This is a genomic window from Roseateles sp. P5_E4, assembly GCF_054049255.1.
This window is the reverse complement of record NZ_JBFUMS010000007.1, coordinates 149,940-168,321: the sequence shown is the minus strand read 5'-3', so window position 1 is coordinate 168,321 and position 18,382 is coordinate 149,940. Positions and strand designations below refer to the sequence as shown.

At 69.5% G+C, this 18,382-nt stretch carries 16 protein-coding genes; 7 read left to right on the top strand and 9 right to left on the bottom strand.

Annotation, left to right across the window (positions count from 1 at the left end; genetic code table 11):
* Positions 1 to 6: 6 nt before the first annotated feature.
* Both ACXJLH_RS15370 and ACXJLH_RS15365 read left to right on the top strand, forming a co-directional pair.
* Positions 7 to 366: a YkgJ family cysteine cluster protein gene (locus tag ACXJLH_RS15370; RefSeq protein WP_457353420.1), complete on the top strand. Its 360-nt coding sequence runs from the start codon at positions 7 to 9 to the stop codon at positions 364 to 366.
* On the top strand, positions 363 to 1,502 hold the full coding sequence (locus ACXJLH_RS15365; RefSeq protein WP_457445023.1) for an MBL fold metallo-hydrolase: 1,140 nt from the start codon (positions 363 to 365) through the stop codon (positions 1,500 to 1,502). The genes ACXJLH_RS15370 and ACXJLH_RS15365 overlap by 4 nt, the downstream gene beginning before the upstream one ends.
* Here ACXJLH_RS15365 and ACXJLH_RS15360 read toward each other — a convergent pair.
* From ACXJLH_RS15360 to ACXJLH_RS15345, 4 genes are all read right to left on the bottom strand, one after another.
* The gene (locus ACXJLH_RS15360; protein ID WP_056191131.1) at positions 1,499 to 1,861 is read right to left on the bottom strand and encodes a hypothetical protein; all 363 of its coding nucleotides are present in this window, start codon (positions 1,859 to 1,861) and stop codon (positions 1,499 to 1,501) included. The genes ACXJLH_RS15365 and ACXJLH_RS15360 overlap by 4 nt on opposite strands.
* On the bottom strand, positions 1,858 to 2,307 hold the full coding sequence (locus ACXJLH_RS15355) for a VOC family protein (RefSeq protein ID WP_056191129.1): 450 nt from the start codon (positions 2,305 to 2,307) through the stop codon (positions 1,858 to 1,860). The genes ACXJLH_RS15360 and ACXJLH_RS15355 overlap by 4 nt, the downstream gene beginning before the upstream one ends.
* Before the next feature lie 14 nt (positions 2,308 to 2,321).
* Positions 2,322 to 4,265: an alkyl/aryl-sulfatase gene (locus ACXJLH_RS15350; protein ID WP_457445021.1), complete on the bottom strand. Its 1,944-nt coding sequence runs from the start codon at positions 4,263 to 4,265 to the stop codon at positions 2,322 to 2,324.
* A 168-nt stretch (positions 4,266 to 4,433) separates the two neighbouring features.
* Entirely contained in the window at positions 4,434 to 6,035 is a 1,602-nt protein-coding gene (locus ACXJLH_RS15345; protein ID WP_457445019.1) for a GMC family oxidoreductase, read from the bottom strand.
* A 344-nt stretch (positions 6,036 to 6,379) separates the two neighbouring features.
* Here ACXJLH_RS15345 and ACXJLH_RS15340 point away from each other — a divergent pair, with 344 nt between their 5' ends.
* Entirely contained in the window at positions 6,380 to 7,282 is a 903-nt protein-coding gene (locus ACXJLH_RS15340) for a LysR family transcriptional regulator (RefSeq protein WP_457445017.1), read from the top strand.
* A gap of 128 nt (positions 7,283 to 7,410) precedes the next feature.
* Here the strand turns inward: ACXJLH_RS15340 and ACXJLH_RS15335 are convergent, their stop codons facing one another.
* Positions 7,411 to 8,304 carry a LysR family transcriptional regulator gene (locus ACXJLH_RS15335; RefSeq protein WP_457445015.1) on the bottom strand — a complete coding sequence of 298 codons (894 nt, stop codon included), beginning with the start codon at positions 8,302 to 8,304 and terminating at the stop codon, positions 7,411 to 7,413.
* A 143-nt stretch (positions 8,305 to 8,447) separates the two neighbouring features.
* Between ACXJLH_RS15335 and ACXJLH_RS15330 the strand changes: the two genes are divergently transcribed.
* Both ACXJLH_RS15330 and ACXJLH_RS15325 read left to right on the top strand, forming a co-directional pair.
* Positions 8,448 to 9,206 carry an SDR family oxidoreductase gene (locus tag ACXJLH_RS15330; protein ID WP_457445013.1) on the top strand — a complete coding sequence of 253 codons (759 nt, stop codon included), beginning with the start codon at positions 8,448 to 8,450 and terminating at the stop codon, positions 9,204 to 9,206.
* A gap of 14 nt (positions 9,207 to 9,220) precedes the next feature.
* Positions 9,221 to 10,120 carry an SDR family NAD(P)-dependent oxidoreductase gene (locus ACXJLH_RS15325; protein WP_457445011.1) on the top strand — a complete coding sequence of 300 codons (900 nt, stop codon included), beginning with the start codon at positions 9,221 to 9,223 and terminating at the stop codon, positions 10,118 to 10,120.
* On the opposite strand, the gene ACXJLH_RS15320 is transcribed toward ACXJLH_RS15325, so the two are convergent.
* Together ACXJLH_RS15320 and ACXJLH_RS15315 are read right to left on the bottom strand one after the other, a co-directional pair.
* Entirely contained in the window at positions 10,117 to 11,304 is a 1,188-nt protein-coding gene (locus ACXJLH_RS15320; protein ID WP_457445009.1) for a DUF4382 domain-containing protein, read from the bottom strand. The two genes, ACXJLH_RS15325 and ACXJLH_RS15320, sit on opposite strands and share 4 nt — an antisense overlap.
* A 91-nt stretch (positions 11,305 to 11,395) precedes the next feature.
* Entirely contained in the window at positions 11,396 to 12,349 is a 954-nt protein-coding gene (locus ACXJLH_RS15315; RefSeq protein WP_457353403.1) for a LysR family transcriptional regulator, read from the bottom strand.
* A gap of 115 nt (positions 12,350 to 12,464) precedes the next feature.
* On the opposite strand from ACXJLH_RS15315, the gene ACXJLH_RS15310 reads away from it, so the two are divergent.
* Positions 12,465 to 13,316, top strand: coding sequence for an oxidoreductase (locus ACXJLH_RS15310; protein WP_457353401.1), 852 nt, complete (start codon positions 12,465 to 12,467; stop codon positions 13,314 to 13,316).
* A 3-nt stretch (positions 13,317 to 13,319) separates the two neighbouring features.
* On the opposite strand, the gene arsC is transcribed toward ACXJLH_RS15310, so the two are convergent.
* Positions 13,320 to 13,742 (bottom strand): arsenate reductase (glutaredoxin), encoded by a 423-nt coding sequence (gene arsC, locus ACXJLH_RS15305; RefSeq protein ID WP_457445007.1) that lies wholly within the window; start codon positions 13,740 to 13,742, stop codon positions 13,320 to 13,322.
* Positions 13,739 to 15,523: a DUF885 domain-containing protein gene (locus ACXJLH_RS15300; RefSeq protein WP_457445005.1), complete on the bottom strand. Its 1,785-nt coding sequence runs from the start codon at positions 15,521 to 15,523 to the stop codon at positions 13,739 to 13,741. Before ACXJLH_RS15300 ends, arsC begins: the two co-directional genes overlap by 4 nt.
* 107 nt (positions 15,524 to 15,630) lie before the next feature.
* Between ACXJLH_RS15300 and ACXJLH_RS15295 the strand changes: the two genes are divergently transcribed.
* Entirely contained in the window at positions 15,631 to 18,369 is a 2,739-nt protein-coding gene (locus ACXJLH_RS15295; protein ID WP_457445003.1) for a polysaccharide deacetylase family protein, read from the top strand.
* The last annotated feature ends 13 nt before the right edge of the window (positions 18,370 to 18,382 follow it).

Here is an 18,382-nt window from a genome sequence, read left to right as displayed (position 1 = left end):
CCTCGCATGGACGACGAACTCGACTGCCAGCGCTGCGGCGCCTGCTGCGCGGTGTTCCGCGTGTCCTTCTACTGGGCCGAAGCCGATGACGTGCCGGGCGGCACCGTACCCGTGGCGCTGACGCGGCCGGTCGGCTCGCTGCACCGCTGCATGGCTGGCACCGAGACGCGGCCGGTGCGCTGCATCGCATTGCGCGGCGAGGTGGGCCAGGAAGTAGGCTGCAGCATCTACGCCCAGCGCTCCAGCACCTGCCGCGGCGTGCAGCCCGGCGACAGCCAATGCCTGAAGGCCCGTGCGGCCCACGGCCTTGAAAGCCCGCGCCACGCCGCCATCTCGGCAGGTCTGCCCCAACACCTGCTGCCATGAAGTCACTCGGCAAACGCGCCACCGGCCTCCGTCTCGAACGCATGCGGGCGTCGCCGCGCTACCTGGCCACGGAGGCAGGCGAGGGCTTTCGCAACGTCCATCCCATCCAGCCGGGGCTGCGTGACCGCAGCGAGCGGCCATCGCTGGGCGATTTCATCTGCTCCGAAGGCCGCCGCACACCGGCCGGCACCCTGCCCTCCGTCAACCCGCTGGACGCCTGGCTCAAGCCCACCGACACCGGCCTGCGCGCCACCTGGCTCGGTCACTCCACGGTGATGATCGAGGTCGACGGCCTGCGTGTGCTGACCGACCCCGTCTGGGGCAAGCGTGCCTCACCTTCGCAGCTGGCCGGGCCGAAACGCTTCCAGCCGGTTCCGCTGGCCTTGAAGGCCCTGCCCAAGCTCGACGCCGTCGTCATCTCCCACGACCACTACGACCACCTGGACATGGGCACGGTCAAGGAGCTGGTGAAGCTGCAGGAGGTGCCCTTCATCACCTCGCTGGGCGTCGGCGCCCATCTGGAGGCCTGGGGCGTGCCACCCGAGCGCATCGTCGAGCTGGACTGGTGGGAGCACTGGCAGGCGCCGAACTCCGAACTGCGCATCCATGCGGCGCCGTCGCAGCATTTCTCGGGCCGCTCGCTGACCGACCGCAACGCCACGCTGTGGTCGTCCATCGTCATCGAGACGCCGAAACACCGCGTCTTCTTCAGCGGCGACACGGGCCTCACCAGCGAGTACGCGGCCATCCGCGAACGCTTCGGGCCCTTCGATCTGGTCATGCTCGAAGTGGGCGCCTTCCACCCGTCCTGGGGCGACATCCACCTCGGGCCTGAGAACGCGCTCAAGGCCTACCAGCTGCTCGGCGGCGGCGCCTTCCTGCCGGTGCACTGGGGCACCTTTTCATTAGCCCTGCATGACTGGGATGCACCGGCCGAGACATTGCTGGAACTTGGCCCGAAGCAGGGCGCCCAGCTGCTGATGCCTCGTCTGGGTGAGGCCGTGGAGCCGGCCAAGGGCGAGCCCGCGACGCCGTGGTGGCGCGAGGCCGATGCGCCGGCGCGCAAAAGCACCAGGCCGGCGGAGCCCCAAGACCCCGCCAAGATGCCCAAGGCCATGCCCTGGCCCTTGGATTAATTCGAGGAGCTGGCGGCTGAGCCGCTGCCTTCGACCTTGTTCGCCGTCTTGCGCACGGCATTGCTGGTGGCGTCGGCACCGCGCTTGACGCCGCTGGCCGCCGCATCCACACCGTGTGCGACACCGCGGGCGGCCGCACTGGCGCCCTTTTCCACGCCGCGCACCGTCGCCTTGGCGCCGCGCTCGATGCCGCTCGCCGCCGCGTGCACGCCACGGGCAACCCCGCTGGCCGCAGCCTGGGCGCCGCGCGTCACGGCGCCTTCGATCTTTTCGAGCGTTGACGGAGGTTCATCGGCCGCCATCGCGGGCGCACCGATCAACAGGCCGGCAAGTACCAGGGCAGGGGACATGCGCTTCACGAGTCTTCCAATCCGTGGGGAGGAGTGGCTGATTCTGCATGCAGCTCGCCGCCCCAGCTCGCCGGGTCCACATCGGCCACGCTCTGCGTGAAAACCCAGTGGTGGCCGGCGAAGTCGCGCACGCCGTATTGCCGCTCGCCGAAGGGGTAGGTTGTCGGCGCGCCGGCCGCCGCGGCGCCAGCCGCTGCCGCACGGGCGTGGTGGGCATCGACATCGGCCACTCGCACCATGACCGAGTGCGACGAACAGCTGTCAGGCGCCACCTCTCCCTGCTTGACCACCAAGGCGCCACCGCCCGGCACGCTCATCTGCACACGATGGTCGGCAATGCGCAGCCGCACCGCGAAGCCGAAGGCGCGACAGAGCCAATCGGCCGCGGCGTTGACGTCCGGATAGGCCAGTTCGGGCAGGACGGTCGCAGCGGGAATGGAGCGATTGGCTTGCATGCCCGCAGTTTGCGTCAGCGCGACACGATGGGAAAGGTTCCCGTTGCCTTGTCCATCAGGCTCAGGAAGCGGCCCAGGTCAATCTTGCTGCCACTCGCCTTGACGTCGTCCGACAGCAGCAGGTCCTTGGCGCCGGCGGTGCCCGCCATCATGCGGACGAAAAAGCCCTTGGTCAGCGTCAACGTGGCGTTGGCATCCGCGGCCGGCTCGGCGCGGCGGTGGTGGAGCACGGCGTTCTCGATCCACAGCACATAGCTCTCCTTGGTGTCGGTCAGCACCAGGTTGATCTTGAAGTCCTTGCCCTCGGCGGCCGGGCCGTTGAGGCCGGCGGCCATGGCCTCAAGGAAGCGCTCGATGGGCGTCTGGGCCAGCATGTCGAGGAAGGCCGCGCGGTTGACGCCCTGCTTGGGCGCGCCACCGCGCAGCTCGGCGGCGGCCGTCAGGTAGCTGTTGCGCCAGGTGGAGGCCTCGGCCACATAGCCGAGCTGGTCGTAGGCGCGCGCCAGCAGCTCGCGCGCGGCCTTGTGGCCGGCATCGGCGAAGACGACATGGTTCAGCAGCTCGGCAGCCCAGCGGTAGTCGCCCTGGTCGAAGGCCGTCTGCGCGGCGGCCACGGCCTTGTCGGCGCCGCCGGCCAGGGCCACATAGCGCTTGGCGACGTCCACCGGCGGCAGTGGGTCCAGGTGGGCGGGGTTGCCGTCGTAGGCGCCGAGGTAGAACTGGTAGACGGCCTTGACGTTGTGGCGCAGGTCGCCGTAGTAGCCGCGTGCGCCGAAGTGGCCCTGCAGCGACTTGGGCAAGCGGATCTGGTCGGCGATCTCGGCCGGCGTCAGGCCCGCGTTGATGAGGCGCACGGTCTGGTCGTGGGTGTATTTGTAGACATCGCGGTGCTTGGTGATGAAGTCGGCGATGCGGTCGTGCCCCCAGACGGGCCAGTTGTGCTGGCCGACATAGACCTCGGCGTCGCCGAGCTGGTCCAGCGCGCCCTGCATATAGCCAGCCCAGCGCAGCGCGTCGCGCACCTTGGCGCCGCGCACGGGCAGCAGGTTGTGCATGGTCTGCGCCAGGTTCTCAGCGCCGCCGTAGAGCTTGAGCGACGGCACCGAGAAGGTCATCTCTGCCGGGGCCTCGGCGCCGGGCACGTTGTGGAAGACGATGCGCACGCCGTCCAGCACGCGCTCCTCGGTGGGTTGCGTGATGAGGTCGGTCGGCGCCAGCACGCCGAAGCTGCCGTAGCCCACGGCCTTGCCCAGGCCGGTGTCGACCAGGCCCTTGGGCGAGCGTTCCAGGTTCTTGCCGAACTGGTAGGCCGAGCGTCGGCCCATGGCGGTGCCGACCATGACGTTCTCGCTGGTGGCCTCTTCCATGAAGCCCGCCGAAGCGATGACCGGCACGGTGCGCGCCTGCTCGGCCGTCAGCACGCCCAGGGCGCCGCCGAAATGGTCGATGTGGCTGTGCGAGAACAGCAGCGCGGTGACCGGTTTGTCACCCAGGTGTTTGCGAGCGAAGGTCATGGCCGCGCTCGCGGTCTCGCGGCAGGTCAGCGCGTCGATGACGATCCAGCCGGTCTTGCCCTCGACCAGCGTGATGTTGCCCATGTCGAAGCCGCGCAGCTGGTAGACGCCGTCGACGACCTTGAAGAGGCCGATCTGGGCGTTGAGCTTGGCATGGCGCCAGAGACTCGGATTGACGGTGGGCGGCGCGGCGCCATCGACGAACTTGAAGGCGTCGAAGTCGATCAGCACGCTGCCGTCGGCCGCGAGGATCTTGCCCTCCGGGCGCGCGATGAGGCCGCGCTTGGCGTCCTCGAAGCCCTGGGCCTCGTCCAGCGGCAGGGTCTGTGCGAACTGCGCGTTCGCCTGCGCCGTCGTCGCACTCGCGTCGCCGGAGGGCGCTGCGGTCTCACGGCTGCAGCCGGCGAGGGCCAGGACTGCGGCGATTAGGGTCATCGTCTTCATTTCGTCTCCATTGAGCTATGGGCACGGTTTTCGGGCCGAGCGCAGGGCCGCTCCCAAGCCGGCCCGCCGTGGCGATGTGCTTGCCGGTCGATCCGGCAAGCATCGCCGTCCCCTCGGGGGACCGACTGGGCGCGCCCGCGTTCAGGGCGGCGCGGCTGGGCGAGGGGCTCAGACATCTTTGCGGATCATGTCGGCGGCCTTCTCGCCGATCATGATGGTGGGGGCGTTGGTATTGCCACCGACGATGGTGGGCATCACCGAGGCGTCGACGACGCGCAAGCCACCGATGCCGTGCACACGCAGTCGCGCATCGACGACGGCCATCGGATCGCGGCCCGCGGGGCCCATCCGGCAGGTGCCCACCGGGTGGTATTGCGTATCGGCACGGGCGCGGATGTCGGCGGCCAGCGCCTCGGTGTCGTCGGCGCGCACCGGGTAGAGCATGTCGCCGCGCAGGCCGTCGAAAGGCTTGGACTCGATGAGGCGCTGCTGCAACCGGGCGCCCCTCAGCAGCAGCCGCATGTCGCGCTCGTCGCTGAGGAAGCGTGGGTCGATGCGCGGTGCCAGCTGCGGGTCGGGCCCGGCCAGCTCCACCGTGCCGCGGCTGTGCGGCCGCAGCACGTCGACATGGCAGGAAATGCCGTGGCCCCAGTGCAGCTTGCGGGCGTGGTCGTCGACGATGCCAAGCACGAAGACGAGTTGCAGGTCGGGCACGGTCACATCCGCCGAAGAGCGCAGGAAGGCGCCGGACTCGGCAATGCTGCTCGTCAGCAGGCCGGTGCGATGACGCCGCCATTCACCCACCGCCCGCGCCAGCCGCGCGCCGCCGCGCAGCGAGACGCCGAAGGTAGGCGTGTCCGAGCTGCAGCGCCAGGTCTGCACATAGTCGATGTGGTCCTGCAGGTTCTGGCCGACGCCGGGCAGGTCGTGCTGCACCTCGACACCCGTCTGGCGCAGGTGCGCGGCGGGCCCGATGCCGGACAGCATCAGCAGCTGCGGCGAGCCGAAGGCGCCGGCGCTGAGCAGGACTTCGCGGCGCGCGCGCACGAGGCGGGATTGGCCGTGGACGCGGTAGTCCACTCCCACCGCGCGGCCATTGGCCAGGCGCAGCTTCGTCGCCTGCGCGTGGGTGATGACCTTGAGGTTCGGGCGGCCCAAGTTGGGCGTCAGATAGGCCTTGGCGGCGCTGCAGCGCTCGCCGTTGACTTGCGTGACCTGGTAGACGAAAGAGCCGAACTGCTCGGCGCCGTTGTAGTCGCCGATATGGGGCACCCCCTGCAGCGCCGCGGCGGTCAGGAAGGTTTGGTTGATGGGGCTCGCGCTGCGCGGCAGCGTCACGTTCAGCGGCCCGCCACGACCGTGCAGCGGGCAGTCGCCGAACTGCTCGTTGTGCTCGGCGCGGCGGAAATAGGGCAGCACCTCGTCATACGACCAGCCGGCGTTGCCGAAGCTCGCCCATTGGTCGTAGTCGTGGCGGTGGCCGCGCACATAGAGCATGGCGTTGATGGAGCTGCTGCCGCCCAGCGTCTTGCCGCGCGGCTGGTAGCCGCGGCGGCCCATCAGGCCGGGCTGGGGCACGGTCTGGTAGGCGTAGTTGTTGATGCGGGTGGGCACCATGGCGACGACGCCGGCCGGCGCGTGGATGAGCACGCTGCTGTCCGGCCCGCCGGTTTCCAGCAGGGCCACCGTCACGCCGGGGTCTTCGCTCAGGCGCGCGGCCAGCACGCAGCCCGCCGAACCGGCGCCCACGATCACGTAATCGAACTCCACGGCGCTTGCCTCCTCCAGCCTCTGAGCGGGCCGGGGAGCGAAGGATGAAAGCCGGCAGCAATTACGTCCAACGCATAATTAGTCGGCATTCATTGCGTTCACTGCATAGCAACCCAGATCCGGCAGTCGGCCGCTCCCCATGGCGCCATGCCTTCAACCTCGGCACGCTGGCCGATTTGCCACCCTCGCCGCTTCGATGAACAACGCTGCACGCCCGCTGGTCGGCCGCTGCAAACCGCAGGCGGCGTTGCTTCTCCTCGTGGGCATCAGCCCACTTCGTCGGCGCGCCTTGCCGGCGGCTCGCCTCGTCCGCCCCTCGGACGTGCCCAACTGCCGGATCTAGGTTGAACCTCCGCCAGCTCTCCCACCTGATCGCGCTGGCCGACGAGGGCCGCTTCGTCGCCGCGGCGGAGCGTGTGCACCTGAGCCAGGCCGCCTTCAGCCGCAGCATCCAGGCCCTCGAAGCCCATTGGGGCCTGCGCCTGTTCGAGCGCGGGCCGCTGGGCGCCGTGCTGACGCCGGCCGGCCGCACGCTGGTGGAGCGGGCGCGGCGCCTGGTCTTTGACGCCGACTGCCTGGAGCGCGACGCCGACCTGCTGCGCGGCGGCCTGCTGGGCGAACTGGCCTTTGGCGCGGGGCCCGTGCCGGCCGCCGTGCTGGTGCCGCCGCTGCTGGCCGAACTGCGCCGCCAGGCACCGGGCGTCGTCGCCCGCGTGCGTTACGGCAATGTCGACAGCCTGCTGACCTTGCTCACCGACGAGGCCATCGAGTTCTTCGTCGCCGACCCGCGCATGCTGACCGACGCCAGCCGGCTGGAGATGGCGCCGGTAACGCGCATCCGCGGCGCCGTCTACGCCCGCGCCGGCCATCCGCTGCTGGACGCCACGACCGTGACAGCGGCCGACCTGGTGCACTACGGCCTGGCCATGGTGTCGGTGTCGCCGCAGCTGCAGGCCTATGTGGCCCAGGGCCTGGGCTTTGCAACGCCGGCCGAGCTGCCCGTCGTCGTCGAATGCGATGACCTCGTCACGCTGGCCCGGCTGGCGGCCGACGGCGACCTGCTGGCCGCGTTGCCGCGTGCCCTGCCCATCATCCAGACCCTGGGCCTGCAGCCCGTGCGCGGGCTGAAGACGATGAGCGAGCTCTATGTGGACGCCCACGCCGTCTGGCTGCGCGGCCGCACGCTGGCGCCGGCGGCGGAGACGGCGATCCGGCTGTTCAGGGCGGTGGCGGGGTCGGGTGGGTGATGAGGAGGCCCGCAGCGCCGAGCCGCGTCCAGATGCTCACAACAGCGCCTCGATGCAGATAGGCAACCACGTCGGCCCCTAGGTCCACCGAGTGCAGCGATTCATAAGCGCTCACCGCTCAGCGTCGCTCAGCCCGCCCCCGCCATCCGCTCCGCCAGCCAATCCACAAACACCCTCACCCGCGACGACAGCTGGCGGGCATGGGGATACAGCACATAGACCGGCATAGGCGTCGGCTGCCAGTCGGCAAACACCTCGACCAGTTCGCCGCTCGCCAGTTCTTTCTCAAAGTTGTAGCGCGGCGCCTGCATGAAGCCCAGGCCGGCCAGGCAGCAGGCGCCATAGGCCGAAGCGCTGCTGACGGTGACGGGGCCGGGCAGGGTCAGGCTGTGCGCTTCACCATCGACGATGAAGTCGAAGGGCAGCACGCGACCGCTGCTGCCGATGTAGTTGACGGCCTGGTGGGTGGCGAACTCTTCCAGCGTGAGCGGCAGGCCGCGGCGCTCGATGTAGTCGCGGCTGGCGCAGGTGACCTGGCGCAGCTGGGCAACGCGCCGGCCCACCATGGACGAGTCCTTGGGTTCGCCCGAGCGCAGCACGCAGTCCACGCCCTCGCGCACAAGGTCGACAAAGCGGTCACCCAGGCCGATCTCCAGCTCGACGTCGGGGTAGCGGGCATGGAAGTCGCCGAGGTAGGGCAGCACGAAGCGCTGGGCCTGGTTGCCCTGCATGTCCACGCGCAGCTTGCCGCGCGGCTTGAGCTGGGCGCTGCGGAACAGGTCCTCGGCCTCGCCCACGTCCTGCAGGATCTGCTGGCAGCGCAGGTAGTAAGCCTGGCCGTCCAGCGTCGGGCTGACATGGCGCGTCGTGCGGTTGAGCAGGCGCACACCCAGGCGCACCTCCAGCTGCTGCAGGGCCAGGCTGACCGAGGCGCGCGGCAGCTGCAGCTCGTCGGCCGCCTTGGTGAAGCTGGCCAGGTCGACGATGCGCACGAAGAGGCGCATCGCATCCAGTCGGTCCATGGCCTTCCTCGCCCCAATTGTTTAGATGGTTTGGATTGTGATGTCTTGTTCGTCTGATTTATCCGAAAGCGATCGAACAATACATTGAACTCACAGGGCCGCTCCTCGGTCCTGCCTTCCAACCCAACGACCTGGAGCACCCCGTGAGCAACACCACTTCTTCTTCCTCTTCCCCCGTCGCCATCGTCACCGGCGCCTCGCGCGGCATCGGCGCGGCCATTGCGCAGCGACTGGCGGCCGACGGTCATGCCGTCGTCGTCAACTACGCCGGCAATGCCGTCGAAGCGCAAAAGGTTGTCGATGCGATCGTGGACCGTGGCGGCCGTGCCATCGCCGTCCAGGCCAATGTGGCCGATGCCGGCGCCGCCAGGCTGCTGTTCGACACCGCCACCGAAGCCTTCGGCGGCGTGGACGTGCTCGTCAACAACGCCGGCGCCATGGCCAACGAGCTGCCCCACCTCGCCGACACCAGTGACGAGACCTTCGACCGCCTCTTCGACGTCAATGTGAAGGGCAGCTTCCTCGCCATGCGCGAGGCGGCCAAGCGCCTGCGCCAGGGCGGGCGCATCATCAATTTCTCGACCAGCGTTATCGGCCTGGGCCTGCCGGGCTACGCCGTCTACGCGGCCACCAAGAGCGCCATTGAGACCATGACCAACATCCTCGCCAAGGAGCTGCGCGGCAAGAACATCACCGTCAACGCCGTGGCCCCCGGCCCGACGGCGACGAATCTCTTCCTGAACGGCAAGACGCCCGAGCAGGTCGAGCGCCTGGCCAAGATGGCGCCGCTCGAGCGCCTGGGCCAGCCCGAAGACATCGCGGCGATGGTCGGCGTGCTGGCTGGGCCGCAAGGAGCCTGGGTCAACGGCCAGACGGTGCGCGTCAACGGCGGCATCGTCTGAAGGAGGACAGCATCATGAGCAACCAACAACAAGTCATTCTCGTCACCGGCGCCTCCAGCGGCATCGGCAAGCTGAGCGCCCTGGCCCTGGCCGCCGCCGGCCACACCGTCTACGCCAGCATGCGCGGCGTGACCGCCAAGAACGCGGCCAAGGCCCGCGAGCTGCGCGACTGGAGTTTTGCCCGCGGGTTGGACCTGCGCGTCGTCGAGCTGGATGTGCTGTCGCAGCGCAGTGCCGACGCGGCCGTCGCCACCATCGTGGCCGAGCAGGGCCGCCTGGACGTCGTCATGCACAACGCCGGCCACCTCGTCGTCGGGCCCACCGAGGCCTACACGCCGGAAGAGATCAGCGCCGTCTTCGACACCAATGTGCTCGGCGCCCAACGCGTCAACCGCGCGGCCCTGCCGGTGCTGCGGGAGCAGCAGCGCGGCCTGCTGCTGTGGATTGGCAGCACGACGACACGCGGCGGCTTCCCTCCCTTCCTCGGCCCCTATGCGGCGGCCAAGGCGGCCATGGACTCGCTGGCCGTGACCATGAGCTTCGAGCTGGCCCGCTTCGGCATCGAGACCAGCATCGTCGTGCCCGGCGCCTTCACCAGCGGCACCGACCATTTCGCCAACGCCGGCAAGCCGGCCGACGAGGCCAAGGCCGCGGCCTACGCCCGCTATGCCGGCCTGATGGACCAGATCGGCGCGCGTCTGACCGCGCTGATGCCGCCCGAAGCCGACCCGCAGGCCGTCGCCGACGAGGTCGTGCGCGTCGTGGGCCTGGCGCATGGCGAGCGGCCCTTCCGCTCGGTCGTCGACTTCATGGACGACGGCGCGGCGGCGGTGACCGAGGTGGCCGAGCGGGTGCGCGAGGACTTTGCCGCGCGCATCGGCATCGCGGACTTGCTCAAGCCCACTCTCGCTTAGAAGCCGAAGTTGACCGTCAGCGTGCCACCCGCCGTGACAGCCAACGGGCCGACGACCTTGACCGTGCCGTTGAGGCTTGCATTGAAGGAGTAGGACAGGCCGGCCGTCACGTCCGCCGCAAAGACCAGGCTGGCCGGCGGCGCGGCATAGGGCGCCACCCAGGGCGGCGCGGCGGGCAGGGTCAGATTGAAGGCGCCGGTCGTCGAGTCCGATAGGGTCTCGGCGATGGTGATGATGCCGCCGCTGGCCAGCTTCTGCGTCGCCGCGACGGCCGCCGTGTTGACCACCCCATCCACCATCACCGTGCCCATGGCCTGGCCATCGATGGCCGGGGCGGGCGACAGCGGCGCGACGCTGGTGCTGACAGCCGTCACGGTATTCGCCGTCACCGGCACGCCGGTCACGACCATGGTGGCTCGGGCCGCGGACTTGATGACGAGGTCGTAGCTGCCCGGTGCCACCGGCGTGAGCACGAACTTGCCGCTGCTGTCCGGCGCGGTGGCCTTGAGCACGACGCCGCCCTGTTGCAGGCTGACCTGGGTGCCGCCATAGGCGACGCTCGCATCCACATAGCCGCTGACGCCCGACAGCAAGTTGGGCACGACGGCGACGACGGGCTTGAGCAGGTATTGGCCCGAGTTGCCGGCCGTGACGACGGACTTGCAGGCGTCGAAATCCAGCACGAAGTCGGCCATCTGGTTGGCTGCGATGTCGATGCTGGCATTGAGCTTGAGGCCGCTCTGCTGGCCGCTGGGCGTCTTCAGCGCGACCTCGCTGCCGCCCGTGGGAACGACCGAGTTGGCCAGCGGCGTGGCGCCGCCGTTCTCGGCCAGCACCAGGCGCAACTGGGCGTAATGGCCCACCGCCAGCGGCGTCTGGCCCAGGCTGGCGAGCACGCCGTTTTGCAGCGCCAGCAGGTCAAAGCGCTGTGTCGGGCCCACCACCAGGTCCGTCCAGCCGGCGCCATCTTCGGCGGCGTCGGCGCTGGCGTTGACGCGGACCTTCTGCACCGTCACGTACACATGGTCGAAGCCGCAGGCCGGCGAATCGGTCAGGCTCAGCGCCAGCGTGCCCGAGGTGCTGTTCGAGGGCGTCGTGACAGGAGTTCCAGCATCGCCGCCACCACCGCCGCAAGCCGCCAGGGCCACGGCCGCTGCGCATACGGTCAGGGTTCTGTAGTTCATGAGAGCCTCCAATTCAGATGCCCTCCCCGTCTGCAGTGTTGGCTTTCGCCGTGTGCCCAGGCTTTACCAATCGCGTCGGCTTGTTACCCGCTCAGCGGCGCTTGCGGGCGGCCGCAGCCAGCTCCTGAGCGCTGACCACCCAGGCCGGGTTGCCCACCACGCGCTCAACGACGAGGTCGATGAAGGCCCGCACCCGCGCCGGCTGGGCCACGCGGCTGCCGTAGTACAGGTACAGGCCAAGGTGGGCGCAGACATGCTCGGTCAGCAGCGGCACGAGCTGGCCGCTGCGGATCAGCGGGGCGGCAGTGGCGCCGACGAGCTGGCCGATGCACTGGCCGGCCACGACGGCATTGGCCTCCAGCTCGACGTCGTTGGTCATGAAGACCGAGGCGACGTCGCGCCCGACGATCTCGTCGCCCACCAGGAACTCCCAGGGCATGGGCTTGCCCGTGCTCGGGTGGCGAAAGCCGCTGCAGCGGTGCCGGGCCAGCTCGTCGATGCTTTGCGGTGCGCCATGGCGGGCGATGTAGGCGGGCGCGGCGCAGACGATCAGCTGCAGTGGCAGCAGGTGGCGGGCAATCAGGCCTTCGCCCGGCGGCGTGCCGGCGCGAAAGCCCACGTCGACGCGGTCCGCCACCCAGTCGCCGATGCGGTCGTCCAACTGCACATCGGGCTCGACGTCGGGGTGGCGGGCGCAGAACTCCTCCAGCACCGGCCACAGCACCGGCAGCATCAGCGAGCGCGAGGCCGTGATGCGCAGCGGCCCGGCAATGACGTCACGACCCAGGCGCGCGCCATGCAATGCGCGCTGCAGTGCTTGCAGCCCGGGCGCTGCGGCGCCGAGGAAGCGCTCGCCCTCCTCGGTCAGGCTGAGCCGACGCGTCGTGCGGTGGAAGAGGCGTACGCCAAGGTGGGCCTCCAGCTGTGTCAGCGCCTGGCTCGCCGCCTGCGGCGTGATGCCCTGGGCCACCGCGGCCTGGCGCAGGCTGCCCAGCTCGGCGGCCTTGGTGAAGGTGGTGATGGCGCGAAGTTCGTTGAAGGCCATTGTCAGGATTTACTTGCCAATCAATGAAGCGATTCTGGGCTAGTTGAAGATCAATCCCGATCCTAAATTTCGCTCCATCGGCCGATCCACCCTTCACCCCACACCGGAGCCCAACATGACCACCACCCCCACCTTCAAGCGCGTCTGGATGATCACCGGCGCCTCGCGCGGCATCGGCGCACGCATCACCGAAGCCGCCCTGGCCCATGGCGACGCCGTCGTCGCTACGGCCCGTGACGCCGCGAGCATCAAGAAGCGCTTGGGCACCCAGCCCGGCCTGTTGGCCGTGGCCCTGGACGTCACCGACGAAGCCCAGGCCGCCCAGGCCACGGCCGCCGCGCTGAGCCGCTTCGGCCGCATCGACATCCTCGTCAACAACGCTGGCTATGGCCTGCTCGGTGCCGTCGAGGAAGCCAGTGCCGATGAAGTGCGCCGGCTGTACGAGACCAATGTCTTCGGCCTGCTGAACGTGACCCGCGCCGTGCTGCCGCAGATGCGCGAGCGCCGCAGCGGCCATGTCATCAACATCTCGTCGCTCGGCGGCGTCCGTTCGGCCGCGGGCTTCGGCGTCTACTGCTCGACCAAGTTCGCCGTCGAGGGCATCACCGAGGCCCTGCATGCCGAGCTCGCGCCGCTGGGCATCCACGCCACCGTCGTCGAGCCCGGCTATTTCCGCACCGAGTTCCTGGAAGGCCAGTCCCTGGTCACCTCGCCGCGCGAGTTGGCCGACTACGCCGCCAGCGCCGGCCAGGTGCGCGAGGCCGCCAAGCGCATCAGCCTCAACCAGCCCGGTGACCCCGAGCGCCTGGCGCAAGCCATGCTGACGCTGGTCGATGCCAAGACCCCGCCACTGCGCCTGCCGCTGGGCACGGACACGCTGCAGGCCATTGCCGACAAGCACGCCTTTGTCGAGCGCGAGACGGCCGAATGGCGCGGTCTCGCGGCATCGACGGACTTTCCGGCCTGAACCTCAGCCGCGCCGACGGCCGTGGTCGTGCACGACTTCGCCGTCAGACTTGGTGAAGGGCGGCAACGGCCCGACGGGCAGCAGCTCCAGCACCGCCTCCGACGGACCGCACAGCGCCGTGCCCAGGGACGTCACGACGATGGGGCGGTTCAGCAGCACCGGATGCTGCTGAACCGCGTCCAGCAGGGCGTCATCGCTCAGAGCCGGATCGGCGAGGCCCAGCTCGGTGAAGACGGCCTCCTTCTCGCGCAGCAACGCGCGCAAGGGCTGGTCGGCGGCCGCCGCCAGCGCGCGGATTTCGTCGCGGCTCGGCGGCGTCTGCATGTACTCGACGACGCGCGGCTCCAGGCCGGCATGGCGGATCAGCGCAAGCACATTGCGCGAGGTGCCGCACTTCGCGTTGTGGAAGATCGTGATGTCGCTCATCGCGCCACCTTAGCCTGTGTGGCAATCCACGCATCGATGCGCTTCTCCAGCACCGACAGCGGCAGCGAGCCCTCGCCCAGCACCTGGTCGTGGAAGGCGGCGAGGCTGAACTTCTTGCCCAGCTTCTGCTCGGCGCGGCGGCGCAGTTCCTGGATCTTCAGCGCGCCGATCTTGTAGCCCAGGGCCTGGCCCGGCCAGGCGAGGTAGCGGTCGATCTGGGCCACGGCCTGCTGTTCGCCAGCACCGGTCGTGTCCATCCAATACTTCAGCGCCTGCTCGCGGCTCCAGCCCTTGGCGTGCATGCCGGTGTCCACGACAAGGCGCGCCGCGCGGCTGATCTCCATGCGCAGCATGCCGGCGTAGGCCACGGGGTCGTTGGCATACAGGCCCAGTTCATGGCCCAGGGTCTCGGCATACAGCGCCCAGCCCTCGCCATAGGCATTGATCCACATGCGACGGCGGAACTCGGGCATGGGCATCACCACCTGCTGGCCAAAGTGGAAATGGTGCCCGGGCTGGCCCTCATGCAGGAAGAGGGCGGTCATCGTCGCCACGGAGTAGTCCTTGGGGTCGTTGATGACGGCCCAGAACACGCCGGGCGCGCTGCCGTCAGCCTGGCCGGCGGTGTAGTGATCGGAAGCCGTCTCGCGCGTCAGCTCGGGCTCGGCGCGGATCTCCAGCGCCATGCGCGGCAGCTGGCCGAACAGCCTGGGCAGCTGCGGCGCGACACGGGCGTTGATGGCGCGATAGGCATCCAGGATCTCGGCCTCGGTCTTGAAGGGCCGGAAGCGCTCATCGCTGCGCGCCCAGGCCAGCAGGCCGCCGTTCTTCAGCGGGTCGCCCGTGAAGCCGAGCTGCGGCGCGATGCGCGTGATCTCGCCCTGGATCCGCGCCACCTCCTTGAGCCCCAGCTCGTGGATCTGCTCGGGCGTCATGTCAGTCGTCGTCTGCTCGCGCACCCATTGGCGGTACCAGGCCTGGCCGTTGGGCAGGGACGTCCAACCAATGCTGCCGCGGCGCTTCGCGGCGGGCAGGTAGTCGGTCTCGACGAAGGCGAGCAGGCGGCGCAGCGCGGGCTGAGCGCGCTCGGTCAGCTCGCGGCGGTAGGCCTCGGTCAGGCGCGTGCGGTCCTCGGCGGTGAGGTCGGCGGGCAGGACGCGCACCGGCGCCGTGTAGGGGCTGTGCTCGGCGTCGACCTCGGCCAGGTTCCGCAGCTGCGGCAGTGCCGCCTCGACGACGGGCCGTGACTGCACGACGTCGCGCTTGATGCCTTCGCGCATATTGGCGATGGCCTGGTCGCACCAGGCCGGCAGGCCGGCGACACGCTTCAGGTAGGCGTCGAGTTGAGCGGCCGTCTTCAGCGGTTGGCCGGCCTGGCCGCTGGAGAAGAAGGCCAGCTGGAAGGGCGTGGCGCCCATCTGGTGCAAGGGCAGCAGATGGTCGGGGTAGCGCTCGAAGGCCAGCTGGGCGCGCAGCTGCTGCTCCAGCAGCTCGCGGTTCAGGCGTTCGGCCTGCGGCAGGCTAGCGGCGGGCAGGGCGGCCAGTTCCTTCAGGAAGCCGCGCCAGGCGGCGAAGCGCTTGGCCCGCTCGGCCGGCGCGATGTCCAGGCCCAGCTGGTCGTCAAAGCGGTTGTCGCCGGCCTGGGTGGCGTTGAGCGGGTCGAAGCGGGCGCGGGTGTCGTAGTAGCGCGTCGCCACATCGGCCAGGCGCTCGGCGGGGGTGGCGGCCTGGCTGGGGGCGATGAAGCAGGCAAGAGCCAGGGTCAGGGCGAGCAGTCTCATCGTTATCGTCCTTGTTGGGAGGACGGCATTCTGTCGGCGTCCGCAGTCTCGCGCTGTCAGCAGCGCGGGCAGCCCCACAATCTCGCGGCTGACTTTTTCACCCCGCAATGCGCCTCATCTCACTCGCCCTGCTGCTGACCATCGCCTTCGCCCTGACCGGCTGCAACAAACGCCTCAGTGAAGTGCCCGCCGCGCTGCCAGCCGCCTCGGCCGCGCAGGACAGCAGTGCGACGGCCAAGCTGCGTGAGGAAGGCGACGGCCTGCTGGCCCTGCACCGCCAGATCGTCGTGCTGATGGACGGCGAGGCCACCCTGCCGGCCGCCCAGCGCCGCGAGGTGCAGGCCCTCGGCCAGCAGCTCTTCCACGAGCTGCTGCAGCGCCAGCAGCGCCTGGCCGATCTGGCGCTCAAGCCCGAGTCCCTGGACGCCACCGCGGCGCTGTTGACGCGCATCGAGAGCGAACCGAGCTGGTTCGACGCCGACCGCCTCGCCTTCAAGGAGGTGCTGGGCCAGCTCGCTACCGGCCTGAAGAGCGCGCAGACGCTGGACGGCATCAAGCTCGCCCGCCGCGCCCAGGAAGACCTGGACACGCTGGCCGAAGTCGAGAAGGCCTATGAGCAGGAGCTGAAGGAAGTCTTCGGCGGCTTTGCCAAGCGCGGCATCGAGCTCAAGCGCGAGCGCTGGAGCGACTACGTCGCCAAGCTGAAGGCGCTGCACACGCGCGACGCCGTCATGAAGCAGCACGGCGCACAGTTGCCGGCCGCGGCTGACCTGGCGCCGGAGCCCGCCGCGTCAGGTGCGATGCGCGGTGTCGCCGCCAAGGAGCGCGAGGTCTTTGGCGACAAGCTGCCGCCCAAGACCGTGCTGCTGACCTTCGACGACGGCCCGCATGCGCGGTACACGGACGAGATCCTGGAGATCCTGAAGCGCTACAACGCACCGGCCGTGTTCTTCCAGCTCGGCCAGAACCTCGGCAAGGTCGATGCCGACGGCAAGATCCAGCCGGGCAATGGCAGCGCCGTGGCCAAGCGGGTTCTCGCCGCTGGCCACCAGCTGGCCAACCACAGCTTCACGCATGGGCTGATGTCCAAGTTCGAGCTGGTCAAGGTCAAGGAAGAAGCCGCCAACACGGAGGCGCTGCTGGATGCGGCGGGTCGCAATGGCGACGCGTTGTTTCGATTCCCTTATGGCGCGCGCAACGACGGCGCGCTGACGACGATCGAGGCGCTGAAGCTGCGCTCGATGATGTGGAACGTCGACTCCCTGGACTGGAGCGACCCCATCCCCAAGAGCATCGCCGCGCGGGTGATGGCCGAGCTGGACAAGCAGCAGCGCGGCATCGTGCTCTTCCACGACATCCACGCCCGCACCGTGCAGGCCCTGCCCCTGGTGCTGGACCAGCTCGCCGCCGAAGGCTGGCGCTTTGCGAGCTGGAAGGATGGGCAGTTCGTCGTGTCCACCGACAAAACCGCCGCCGCACCGCCACCCGCCCCCGGCGAGCTGTATCGCGACAGCCATGCCTTGGTCATCGGCATCAACCAATACACGGCCTGGCCCAAGCTCTCGCACGCGGTGCGCGACGCGCAGGCCGTGCGCGAATCGCTGGTCACGCGCTTCGGCTTTCGAGCCGACAACGTGACGCTGCTGACCGATGGCGACGCCACGCGGGCCAACATCCTGAAGGCGCTCAACGAGCGCTTCGGCGACGCCAAGCGCGTGAAGCGCGACGACCGCGTCTTCGTCTTCTTCGCTGGCCACGGCAGCACGCGCAAATTGCCGAGCGGCCGCGAGGTCGGCTATATCGTGCCGGTGGACGCCGGCCTGAATGACCTGCAAGCCGACGCCATCGCTATGCCGCAGCTGCAGGAAGTGGCCGAGGCCATCACGGCCAAGCACGCGCTGTTCGTCATCGACGCCTGCTACTCCGGGCTGGGCCTGACACGTGGCGGCAGCGCCGCGGCCGACAGCAACTTTGCCCGCACCAACGCCCGTCGCTTCGGCCGCCAGATGATGACCGCCGGCGGCGCCGACCAGCAGGTGGCCGACGACGGCCCCGGCGGCCATTCGGTCTTCACGTGGACCTTGTTGCAGGCCCTCAACGGCAAGGCCGACCTGAACGGCGACGGCCTCATCACCGCCACCGAGCTGGCCGCCTACGTGGCGCCCGCCGTGTCGGCCATCGCCCATCAGACGCCGGCCTTCGGCAGCCTGCCGGGCAGCGAGGGCGGTGAGTTCATCTTCGAGCTGCCGACGGCGCAGGAGCCCGCGCTGAGTGGCGCCGTGGCCCAGCTCGATGACAAGGCCAGCCAGTTCGCCGCCAAGCTCGACGAGGCCAGCAGCGCCGGCCGCCAGGTCGCCACCGCCGCGAGTGGCGCGGCCAGTGGTGTTCAAGTGACCATCAAGGGCCTGGACGGCAAGGACCAGGCCCTGGCCGCCACGACCGCCCGCGTCGACCCCGGCGCCCGCGTCGCCGCCCAACGCGCCAACGACCGCGGCCTGCAGCTCTACCGCGAGCGCCGCTACGACGAGGCCGAGGCCGCCTTCAAGGAGGCCTTGCAGCTGCAGCCGAAGTTCGCGCTGGCGGCCAACAACCTGGGCTTCGTGTTGTACCGGCGCGGCAAGCCTGCCGATGCTGCAGTGTGGTTCGAGAAGGCCGTCGAAATGGACGGCAGCCGTTCCCTGGCCTGGCTCAACCTCGGCGACGCGCGGCTGCTGGCAGGCGACGAGGGCAAGGCGATGGCGGCCTACAAGACTTTCCTGGAGCTGGCGCCCAAACATGCAAGGGCGGCGGAGCTGCAGGGGTGGATTGCGAATCCGTCTGAGGGGACGCGGCCGAAGCCGTTGTGATGCAAGTGGAACG

Excerpts from the sequence above, each read along its gene's own strand:
- ACXJLH_RS15295 (WP_457445003.1), top strand. The coding sequence starts at position 15,631 with ATGCGCCTCATCTCACTCGCCCTGCTGCTGACCATCGCCTTCGCCCTG.
- ACXJLH_RS15315 (WP_457353403.1), bottom strand. The coding sequence starts at position 12,349 with ATGGCCTTCAACGAACTTCGCGCCATCACCACCTTCACCAAGGCCGCC.
- ACXJLH_RS15310 (WP_457353401.1), top strand. The coding sequence starts at position 12,465 with ATGACCACCACCCCCACCTTCAAGCGCGTCTGGATGATCACCGGCGCC.
- arsC (WP_457445007.1), bottom strand. The coding sequence starts at position 13,742 with ATGAGCGACATCACGATCTTCCACAACGCGAAGTGCGGCACCTCGCGC.
- ACXJLH_RS15370 (WP_457353420.1), top strand. The coding sequence starts at position 7 with ATGGACGACGAACTCGACTGCCAGCGCTGCGGCGCCTGCTGCGCGGTG.
- ACXJLH_RS15335 (WP_457445015.1), bottom strand. The coding sequence starts at position 8,304 with ATGGACCGACTGGATGCGATGCGCCTCTTCGTGCGCATCGTCGACCTG.
- ACXJLH_RS15325 (WP_457445011.1), top strand. The coding sequence starts at position 9,221 with ATGAGCAACCAACAACAAGTCATTCTCGTCACCGGCGCCTCCAGCGGC.
- ACXJLH_RS15355 (WP_056191129.1), bottom strand. The coding sequence starts at position 2,307 with ATGCAAGCCAATCGCTCCATTCCCGCTGCGACCGTCCTGCCCGAACTG.
- ACXJLH_RS15350 (WP_457445021.1), bottom strand. The coding sequence starts at position 4,265 with ATGAAGACGATGACCCTAATCGCCGCAGTCCTGGCCCTCGCCGGCTGC.
- ACXJLH_RS15365 (WP_457445023.1), top strand. The coding sequence starts at position 363 with ATGAAGTCACTCGGCAAACGCGCCACCGGCCTCCGTCTCGAACGCATG.
- ACXJLH_RS15300 (WP_457445005.1), bottom strand. The coding sequence starts at position 15,523 with ATGAGACTGCTCGCCCTGACCCTGGCTCTTGCCTGCTTCATCGCCCCC.
- ACXJLH_RS15320 (WP_457445009.1), bottom strand. The coding sequence starts at position 11,304 with ATGAACTACAGAACCCTGACCGTATGCGCAGCGGCCGTGGCCCTGGCG.